Below are 9177 nucleotides of genomic sequence, written 5' to 3'. Positions count from 1 at the left end.
TATCCGAAAGTGTGGATGCAGATGTATTATTATACCAAATCCCTGGAGGAATGCTTTCCAATCTTATTTCACAATTAAAAGAGCAAAACGCACTTGACAGGTACGATGACGTATTGGATGAAATGCCAAGAGTCAGAAAAGACATGGGTTATCCACCACTCGTAACTCCAACAAGCCAAATCGTAGGTATCCAATCAGTAATGAACGTGCTTGGTGGGGAAAGGTACAAAACCGTATCAAACGAAGTCAAGGAATACATGAAAGGAATGTACGGTAAGCCACCGGCTCCTGTCAATGAGGAAATCTCAAAAAGAATAATTGGCGATGAGGAAGTAATAACCTGCAGGCCGGCGGACTTGCTTGAACCTGAATTCGACAAGTTCAAGTCAGAAGGAGAAGAGAAAGGATTCGTCAAATCCGATGAGGATGCATTGACCTATGCATTATATCCACCAATCGCTCCGAAATTCCTTAAAGGCGAAGCTGAAGAGGAAGAGCTGAAACCTGCTCACACCATCAGCGAGGATGAAGGAATCGGAATACCAACACAATACAATGTTGAAGTTGACGGTGACGTGTTTGAAGTCAAAATCATGCCTACCGGTTTCATGGAAATCGAGGAAACCGAGTCTGGAAACTTTAAGCCTGTTGAAGGCGCAGTTCCTTCACCAATGCAGGGTATGGTAATCAAGCTCAACGTCAATGTTGGGGATAAGGTCACACAGGGATCCACAATTGCCGTAATCGAGGCTATGAAAATGGAAAACGACATCCAGTCAGAAGTTGACGGTACTGTCGAGGAAATTTTCGTAGAGCCTGGTGATGCGGTAAGCATTGGGGACACTTTAATGGTAATCAAATAGATTACCAATCATTTACTTTTTTTTAGAATTAATTCCAATCTATTTTTTTAATAGTAGGTTATTTTGACATTACTAATAGATTTAAATACTTTCCTTAAACTATATTATTAATAAAGAGTTAGTTATACGTGATTATTATGAAAGACATTTTCGATGAAGTTCAATTGGGTGATTTGAAACTTAAAAGCAGGATTGTAAGGACAGGTACTTGGGAGACAGAAACCGAGGATGGAGGATTCCTCTCACCAGCAATATATGACAAGTATGAAAAGATTGCAGGATCAGGTACAGGCCTTATAATATCTGAAATGTTTGTCCTTGACCATAAGGACAGGTTTGCTCCATATTGTGCAAACCTGAATTATCTTGGCTTTGTAAAGGAGTATAAGATGATAACTGACATCTGCCACAATCATGATGTGCCTGTTTTAGGGCAATTGGCATTCTTCTACTATGATGACGGCGACAACCAGAAGGCCGAAGCCAACGATTTGAAGATTGAAGGGATAAGGAAACTCCAGGCAGAAGTCATAATGGCCGCCAAGAAATTCTCGTTCGCCGGTTTTGACGGAATGCAAATAGATATGGGGAACAATTTCTACCTTGCAAGGTTCATCAACCCATACTTCAACCAAAGAAAGGATGATTATGGTGGAAACACTGAAAACCGTGTCAGAATCGCTTCAGAAATCATTAAACTCATTAAAAAGACAATGCCTGATTTTCACGTAAGCATACGCATCAACCCATGGGATGTCAGGAAGGATGGTATGACTGCAGAGGAAAGCCTTAAAGTGGCTCGTGAACTTGAAAAGGCAGGAGCTGACAGCATACAATTGACCGCACGTACAATATCATACCTTTATGACGGCAATGAAAAGAATCCGTTTTTAGTCTATGTTGACAAGCTGATTGACCAAGTGGACATTCCGGTGATTTTAGGCGGTTCACTCAGGGACATGAAATCAATGAATGATGTGCTGAACCATTCTAATGTCGAGTTCATGTCAATGTCCAAGCCGTTTGTGGCACAGGCTGATTTCCTGGCTGAATGGAAAGCGAATGGTGAGGGAGAGTCAATCTGTCAAAGCTGCAATAACTGTTACTCCAAAAAGACAAGCACATGCTTTAAATATTAGTCTGCAGCTGATTAAGACTTTGAAAAAATAGGTGTATCATAGTTACATTTCAAAAAATTAATAAATCAATTATCCGAGGATAATTGATTATTTAACTACTTTTATCTTTTTGGTTAATGTTGTGGTTCCATACTTTTTGGTTGACTTGAAACCAACCTTAACGGTATATTTCTTATTCGCCTTCAGATTGATGGTTAGTTTTGCCTGTCCCTTTTTGTTTGTTGTTTTGATGTAGGTTTTGCCCTTGATTTTGAACTTGACTTTAACGTTCTTTATCGCTTTTTTATTTGCATCCTTGAAAGTGACTACAAATTTTCCCTTTTTATGTATTCTGGTTTTTGAGGCTTTAATGATAGGCTTGACCACTTTTACCTTTATGGATTTGCTAGTTCCGGTATAATAAGAGTTTCCCTTGTAACTGACTTTTATGGTGTAAGTTTTAGGGGTGTCCTTAATGTTGAAACTTGCTATTCCCTTATTGTTGGTATATGCAGTGTAGGTTTTGCCGGCGATTTCAATGGATACCTTTTCACTCACAATGCCATTGTTATAGCAGTCAACCAGTTTTACGGACAATTTGTCCCCGTTTTTATAGTATTTTGTTAAGTCATTCACGATCAGTTTTGAGTAGTTTGAACTCACGCTCATTTCCAATACTTGATTGTGGATTCTTGCATAAACTACATTATCATTGGCTGTTGGTTTGATATTGAATGTTGCAACACCGTTCACCAGTTTTTTTGTAATGGTTTGTGAATTGGTTGAAACAGTAACCTCTAATGGCAGATTAACATTTCCGTTTAATTTATGGATTTCCTTTGTCTCATTGTCAAAGTAATAGTTCAGGTCAACGGTTAGAATATTGTCCTTGTTTTCATAGGCGATGCCGTCATTTGATGAAAATGTCATGACCAGCCATCTGGAGGCGTTGATCTTTTGAGGATTTTTCTCACCGTTATGAGGAGAGTAGTAATAAGTGCTTATGGTATTCTGCCCCCACCAGCAATATTGTATGGTTGCATTGTCGTCCAAAGCGATGTCTCCATAGGCGCTTCCTTTAACAAGGTAATTATTGACGATTGCACAGTTTTCCATGAAAAGCTCGGTGTCTTTATAGTTATTGCTCACTGCACCATGGAATCCTGCATGGTTTTCTTCAAAAATGCTATTGTAGACTTTGGTTATGACATGCTGGCCACTTGGTGGTGCAAGAATCGCAGCAGCATAGTATTGGACATCGTTGTATCCGAAATAACTGTTGTTTATGACTGCATAATTGTGGTTGCTTATGGCTCCTGCAGTGTAGTTTGTTGTCAGGTATTCGAATCTGCAGTTGTTTATTGTTGCATTTCCAAGGTTCAAAAGGGCGGCTGCTGAGTAAGCCACATGGTTTTTTGAGAATATGCATCCCTCAAGGCTTAACTTTCCGCCTGATGCAATGCAGCCTCCAACTCCTTCTCTTGCTGTCAGGAAGTTTTGAGTGAACTCTGAATTCTTGATGGTGGTCTGTCCATTTGTATATATGACTCCTCCATACTGGTATGCGCTGTTGTTTGTGAAGTGAGTGTTTTCAATGTTCAGGATTCCTGGATTGTTGTATATTGCTCCTCCGTCTTTATAGCCTTGGCAATTGAGTATGAGGCAATTTTTGATTGTGATTTCTCCCCCATTATTGTAGATTAATCCTCCGTTGGCGTTTAAATTGCCGTTTTTTAAAGTAAGATCAATCAATGTTAGTTTGCTGTTTGCATCCATTGTGAATAGTCTTCCAAGTGACTCGCAATCGATGATTGTGCTTTCCTTTGATTTGCCGATTAGTGTCACGGACTTGTTCAGCTGAATGTCTCTGTTGTTTTCGCCGATGTATTTGCCTTCATTCAGGTATATTTTGGAATCGTTCGATGTATAATCTATAGCATGTCTTATGCTATTGTAGGGATTTTTCTCGCTTCCGTCTCCTGAATCATCATTGCCTTCTGGTGAAATATAGGCTTGTGATGTGTTTTGACTGCTTATTGTGTCATTAATATCGTTTATTGCACTAACTGAAGTTATTGTTGTCATTACTGATAGGATTACTAAAATCAGCAATATTTTTTTATATAGTTTATTCATGTTTCCCTCCTTATGTAGAAATGTTCTTATCGATATTATTTTAGTTGAATAAAATTAATAAACATATTCTTTTTTAAAAGCAGGTTAATTTTTCCATAAGGGGGTTAAAATTCCAATAATGTAATGATTGTTTGGGGTAAACAGATAGTTATAAAAATATCAGTTGGCAAAAATGATAAAAAAAGAAGAATAACTCAATTAGAGAGTTATTCCACACTGCTTATTTTATTGGTCATGTCTTCTGTGAAATTCATTTTTGCAAATGACTCATCACTTGGAAGTATCATGTTGAATTCACGGATTTCATCAACTTGTCCTGATCCCTTGAAATCGGTGAAGTTTAAAACATGCCCCCCTGTTGTCTTGTCGTCAGACAGGAAATGAAGATGCCAGCCATGCATGTTTAATTCATTCATGTATTCAGGGAAGTATACCGCTACAACTGTTCCGGTCTGGTCAGCGTGGTCGAATACTTTTTGGTCAACTGCAGCAACTTCTGTGAATTCCTTATATGGCTTTTCCTGTTTTTCAACACTTCTGACTGTAATGTTTGAAAAATCACCCTTGAGTTTTATTACATACATGTTGTTTGTGCTGTTTTTGCCGATTTCCTTGTTTAATTGACTTGTTAAATCGTCAAAGTCCTTGGCACTTATATTGTCTATTTTTCCATCTTCATCAAAGTTGGTGATTGTGGCGAATGGCACTGTCTCGTTATCCGGCATGACGTTAATGCTTCCGTCAGCGGCTGCCTGATAAACGACTCCGTCTAGAATTATCATCTCACCGTTCACTCCCTCGAATGTTCCAAGGCCGGTGTTGCCGTGTGTCTTTAAATCTCCCACTGTAATTACTCCGTCATATTCTCCATGCATGAAAGCCTGCATCAAAGAGACCTGGTACATTGAATCATCATTATTGCTGTTAAAGAATAATGAATTCTGAGCGCTGACTGCTGAAACAGCAAGCAAACCCACTATAATTAATGCGAATACTATTTTCTTATTCATTAAATATTCCTCCCGTTTGGTTAATTAGATATATGTTGGAATTTTATTATAAGTTTTTGATGTTTGAAATTATATTCATTTCATATCTTGTGGTTATGTATAAATATATTTATTTATAGAATTTTAGTTGTATAAGTTTCAAACAAAAATGAAAGTATTTTCAGAGTTTGTTTAAATTAACTAAAATATTTTTAACATACAATTTATAGGAGTTCATGAAGAAAATGGAATGCAGAAAAACAATAATCTTTTTGATGATTGCTATTTTTCTATTCTCAATTGCATCTGTGAGTGCAAGTGATGTCAATGATACGGTGATTGCTTTTGAGGATACGAGTCAAAATGAGTTATATGACTGCAATGAAAGTGTTACGGATAATCTCAAGGCAAGTGAAGAGAACAATATTGATTGTAGTGCACAGCACTACAATACTTTTTTTTAAAATCTAAAAAGCAAGAGATTTTGGGTGATTGGTCCAAAATTTATGCGCCAAGTATCCATTCGGAAAAAGGCAGTGAGAAATATGCTTCGATTGGAGCTGCAATCAGCATCAGGATTGTTGCAAAGACTATGAGTGCTAGGCTTTGAATCAATACTTTCTTGTTCTTTTCATATGATTCCTTGACTGATAACCTTGTTTCATTGTCTCCTCGGATAATGTTTTTAAGGAATCTCCAGATGAACTGGAACAATACGATTCCGGCGGTTGACTGGATGACAGTTCCGGTCAGTTCAAATATTCCATGCGGAATCAGGTAAATGATGTATTGAAGTCCTCCGTGAGCCAGGTATGTGCCCAATACGGGCCCCAATGCGCCTAGGTTGAAACCATTATACAATATGGCGGCAACTGCAAAGATTCCAAAGAATATTGAAGCGAGATAGGTTATGATTCCTCCGCCTGCATTATTTATGAACAAATCCAGAGGATTGGTGCCAAGTGTATCCGTGGTTGTTGGGGTGGTTGTTTGAGCGTTTTGTATGTTTTGCATTATTTCACCGGTGTTGCCTGAAACATATATCCATGCAATGATGAAAGTAATTATGAGCAATGCATACAGGATAATAATCAGCTTCTTATGTTCCTTTAAAGATTCAAATAATAGGTCTTTAAATGTTGTTATAAAGTTCATGGTTAATGGTATATTATTTTTAGATAAATAATTGTTTGTAATGAATATGTGTAATGTTTCGGTTATTTTTTTTTCAATGGGGCGGATTTCAAGAAGAAATTGCTCAATTCTTTGACGTCATGCCTTAAAGTCAATTGAGGTCAAATCACCCGATACTCCATCCATTTGTTGGAGAAGTACCTGTAAACAAACAATCCTGATCTCACATACCAGTCGATGAATGTGGCTATCCAAGTTCCAAACACTCCGATTCCCATGCAATCGGCAATTATATAGGCCAAACCTATCCTGCATGCAAACATCACTATTGCACTGATGTACATTACGGTTTTCGAATCCCCTGCTCCTCTGAATGTTGCAGGCAATGTGAATGCCAGTGGCCAGATTATGATGGCGAAAATTCCCTGCCAGATGACCATTTGACTTGCAAGGGCGGCAGTTTCAGGGGATAGGTTGTAAATAGCAAGGACATGTGGGAGCAAGGCGAAAATCACTGCATTTATGATGGTGTGTGATATGACAATGCAACGATGTACAGGTATAATTCAGCATTGTGCCAAACGTCGGCTTCAATCTGGCCAAAAACAACATTTATTAATGTGTGTCTTAGGAGGATGACTGCAATCATAAGTATTGTTGAGGCGATTGCCGAAAACCATACCAGTTGCGTTGATGCGTTTTGAGCCTCTTTCAGTTGCTTGTTTCCAAGGTATTGTCCTGCAACCACTGCTCCGCCGGTTCCCAATGCGGAAAATGAGAAAATCAATAGTTGAACTAGAAAGTCAACTAGAGACGCGCCGGATATTGCCGATTCTCCAAGTGAGGCGACCATTATTGAATCTGCCAGGCCTACAAAAAATTCCAGTGCAAGCTCAACGAGAATGGGTATGAACAGGTAGAGCAATGCCCTGTTTGAGTATAGGTAATTGTCGGGGGGTTTTGAATATGTTCATTGATTGCCTCTATTCAGGTAATATGTGAAGAGAATCTGTTTGAAGCGTGCATCGTCATGGTTGTTTTGGCTTTGCTGTGGGGAGTGTTTCGCTTCAAGGTAGTTGTACTCCGCTTCATGGTTCAACTTGCTGATTTTGTTTTCCTTGTATATCTTCACCGATGCATCCAATGCATTGTAAAATGCATCTTCATCTATCTTGCTTTCAGGTGTGTTTTCAATCATCTTTTCAATGTCTCTTGTAATCTCCTCGCCAGTCCATGCGATTTCATAGATTGACTCTCCGCTTGCAAAATATGCATGGGAATGGTTGTCCCCAACATGGCTGTTGTACTGGCAGTAATGCCTGACTGGATGGTTTTTCAAATTCAAATCTTCGCTTGAATCCTTCTCAACAGCCCATAATCCAATGCTTCCGGCAGCATCATCGTCAATGCATCTTATTGAAAATACATTGTCCATCCGGTACTCCTCACCAGCTGTTTTGCCGCCGGAATACTTTGAGGGTATTTCAAAATCCACTCCATTGATTTCAACCTTGTCGCTTCCAGCATACGAGCATCCCGCAAGGATTATGGTGATGGACAGTATGACGATTATTTTTTTCATATTTTGATATTTGTAAAATGTAATTAAAAAACTTTTTATACACAAAATAATAATAAACTTAATCATGGCAAAAAATGATAGAAGTGCAATAAACCCATTCACCGGAAAAAAGCATTTCGACATGGTGGATGACGACAAGTTCCTGAGGGACTCCTACAATGAATACTACGGGATGATCAATCAGGCACAATTGCTCGACAACACTCAAAACGGCCAAATAGTAATGAACGTTGCAGTAAGGCTTATAAATGCCGTGAACGAATACCTGGCAAAAATAGGGCGTCTGGATTACGTTGAGGACTATTACGATTGGGATGTTCACCTTGTGGCGGACAATACCGTGAATGCATTCTGCATGCCCGGCGGTAAGATAGTGATGTTTTCAGGCATATTGGCACTGGCCAATACTGAGGAGAAAATAGCATTCATCCTGGGCCATGAAATGGCTCATGCATTGCTTGACCATTCAAGAACACGAATCAGCGCACAAAACGCTCAAAATGCAATATCCTCTGCAGCTTGGATTGGAAGCATAGCAATGGACCTTGTCGGATTGGGGGCGCTTGGCTCAATGACCCGTGCGGCAACCAACGTCGCATCAATCGGTTCACAATTCTTCCTGATGAACCCGTGGGGAAGGGACCAGGAACTGGAAGCTGACCGCTTGGGAATGATGATCATTCACTGGGCAGGCTATGACATATCCGAGATTCCTCATTTCTGGCAGGCAATGTCAGGCCACAACTCCAATGAGCATGATTTCTTCTCGACCCACCCTGCCGATTCCAAAAGGATTGCCGCAATGAATGAGTTGATAGTTGAAATAAACGGTCAAACCGATTTCTATGCTAAGCCGGTAATTGGTGAGGTTCCAACACCGAAAGACGAATTTAAGAATGCTCATCTTGTTGATTCCAACGTAAAGTACTGTCAAAGGTGCGGTGCGCAGGCGGGCCCTGATGATGTGTTCTGCACCAATTGCGGTGAAAAATTTGATATGGAGCTTAAATGCTCTAATTGCGGCGCTTCTATAGGTGCTGGCGATAAGTTCTGCACCAATTGCGGAAACAAGCTTTAAATGTGATATTATGGATGATAAGACTAGGTATGTTAATAAATCTTCTTACAGGCGCAATGTCTTGAAGGCCATTGGCGATGACATTAAGATTCCAACACAGATAGCCAATGACAGTGGAGTGTTGCGTAATCATGTTTCCAATGTTTTAAGGGAACTCAAGGAAAAGGAACTCGTGGAATGTCTCAATCCGGAATCAAGAAAAGGACGTCTTTACCGATTGTCCAAGGATGGATTGGATATTCTTGATGATATTGAATAATCACTTTTTCACTATTTT

The 9177-nt window shown here is 39.4% G+C and carries 11 protein-coding genes; 5 read left to right on the top strand and 6 right to left on the bottom strand.

Translation table 11 applies throughout. From position 1 onward, the window contains the following. Both QZU77_RS09805 and QZU77_RS09800 read left to right on the top strand, forming a co-directional pair. On the top strand, positions 1-863 hold an 863-nt coding region (locus QZU77_RS09805), incomplete at its 5' end, for a biotin/lipoyl-containing protein (RefSeq protein ID WP_295603612.1). Positions 864-1000: 137 nt separating this feature from the next. Next, positions 1001-2002 carry a tRNA-dihydrouridine synthase gene (locus QZU77_RS09800; protein WP_295603610.1) on the top strand — a complete coding sequence of 334 codons (1002 nt, stop codon included), beginning with the start codon at positions 1001-1003 and terminating at the stop codon, positions 2000-2002. Positions 2003-2089: 87 nt separating this feature from the next. On the opposite strand, the gene QZU77_RS09795 is transcribed toward QZU77_RS09800, so the two are convergent. Continuing rightward, positions 2090-4117 carry a hypothetical protein gene (locus QZU77_RS09795; protein ID WP_295603608.1) on the bottom strand — a complete coding sequence of 676 codons (2028 nt, stop codon included), beginning with the start codon at positions 4115-4117 and terminating at the stop codon, positions 2090-2092. Positions 4118-4323: 206 nt separating this feature from the next. Further along, on the bottom strand, positions 4324-5127 hold the full coding sequence (budA, locus tag QZU77_RS09790; RefSeq protein WP_295603606.1) for an acetolactate decarboxylase: 804 nt from the start codon (positions 5125-5127) through the stop codon (positions 4324-4326). 215 nt (positions 5128-5342) lie between these two features. Between budA and QZU77_RS09785 the strand changes: the two genes are divergently transcribed. Next, positions 5343-5570, top strand: coding sequence for a hypothetical protein (locus QZU77_RS09785; RefSeq protein ID WP_295603604.1), 228 nt, complete (start codon positions 5343-5345; stop codon positions 5568-5570). Between the two features lie 40 nt (positions 5571-5610). On the opposite strand, the gene QZU77_RS09780 is transcribed toward QZU77_RS09785, so the two are convergent. The 4 genes from QZU77_RS09780 to QZU77_RS09765 all read right to left on the bottom strand — a co-directional run bounded on the left by QZU77_RS09780 (position 5611) and on the right by QZU77_RS09765 (position 7822). Continuing rightward, positions 5611-6261 carry a stage II sporulation protein M gene (locus QZU77_RS09780; RefSeq protein ID WP_295603602.1) on the bottom strand — a complete coding sequence of 217 codons (651 nt, stop codon included), beginning with the start codon at positions 6259-6261 and terminating at the stop codon, positions 5611-5613. A 140-nt stretch (positions 6262-6401) separates the two neighbouring features. After that, a complete protein-coding gene (locus QZU77_RS09775; RefSeq protein ID WP_295603600.1) occupies positions 6402-6743 on the bottom strand; it encodes an MATE family efflux transporter in 342 nt (113 codons plus the stop codon). Between the two features lie 17 nt (positions 6744-6760). Further along, positions 6761-7165: an MATE family efflux transporter gene (locus QZU77_RS09770; RefSeq protein WP_295603598.1), complete on the bottom strand. Its 405-nt coding sequence runs from the start codon at positions 7163-7165 to the stop codon at positions 6761-6763. Between the two features lie 45 nt (positions 7166-7210). Next, positions 7211-7822 (bottom strand): lipoprotein, encoded by a 612-nt coding sequence (locus tag QZU77_RS09765; protein ID WP_295603596.1) that lies wholly within the window; start codon positions 7820-7822, stop codon positions 7211-7213. Between the two features lie 64 nt (positions 7823-7886). On the opposite strand from QZU77_RS09765, the gene QZU77_RS09760 reads away from it, so the two are divergent. Next, the gene (locus QZU77_RS09760) at positions 7887-8900 is read left to right on the top strand and encodes a M48 family metallopeptidase (protein ID WP_295603594.1); all 1014 of its coding nucleotides are present in this window, start codon (positions 7887-7889) and stop codon (positions 8898-8900) included. Between the two features lie 10 nt (positions 8901-8910). Continuing rightward, positions 8911-9159: a transcriptional regulator gene (locus QZU77_RS09755; RefSeq protein ID WP_295603592.1), complete on the top strand. Its 249-nt coding sequence runs from the start codon at positions 8911-8913 to the stop codon at positions 9157-9159. Positions 9160-9177: the final 18 nt, after the last annotated feature.

The organism is uncultured Methanobrevibacter sp. (genome assembly GCF_902774605.1).
In the GTDB taxonomy this organism is placed as follows: domain Archaea; phylum Methanobacteriota; class Methanobacteria; order Methanobacteriales; family Methanobacteriaceae; genus Methanocatella.
This window is presented reverse-complemented; position numbering and strand designations above follow the sequence as displayed.

What these genes read in the sequence shown, in the direction of transcription:
- QZU77_RS09800 (WP_295603610.1), top strand. Translation starts at nt 1,001, where the DNA reads ATGAAAGACATTTTCGATGAAGTTCAATTGGGTGATTTGAAACTTAAA.
- QZU77_RS09795 (WP_295603608.1), bottom strand. Translation starts at nt 4,117, where the DNA reads ATGAATAAACTATATAAAAAAATATTGCTGATTTTAGTAATCCTATCA.
- budA (WP_295603606.1), bottom strand. Translation starts at nt 5,127, where the DNA reads ATGAATAAGAAAATAGTATTCGCATTAATTATAGTGGGTTTGCTTGCT.
- QZU77_RS09785 (WP_295603604.1), top strand. Translation starts at nt 5,343, where the DNA reads ATGAAGAAAATGGAATGCAGAAAAACAATAATCTTTTTGATGATTGCT.
- QZU77_RS09780 (WP_295603602.1), bottom strand. Translation starts at nt 6,261, where the DNA reads ATGAACTTTATAACAACATTTAAAGACCTATTATTTGAATCTTTAAAG.
- QZU77_RS09765 (WP_295603596.1), bottom strand. Translation starts at nt 7,822, where the DNA reads ATGAAAAAAATAATCGTCATACTGTCCATCACCATAATCCTTGCGGGA.
- QZU77_RS09760 (WP_295603594.1), top strand. Translation starts at nt 7,887, where the DNA reads ATGGCAAAAAATGATAGAAGTGCAATAAACCCATTCACCGGAAAAAAG.
- QZU77_RS09755 (WP_295603592.1), top strand. Translation starts at nt 8,911, where the DNA reads ATGGATGATAAGACTAGGTATGTTAATAAATCTTCTTACAGGCGCAAT.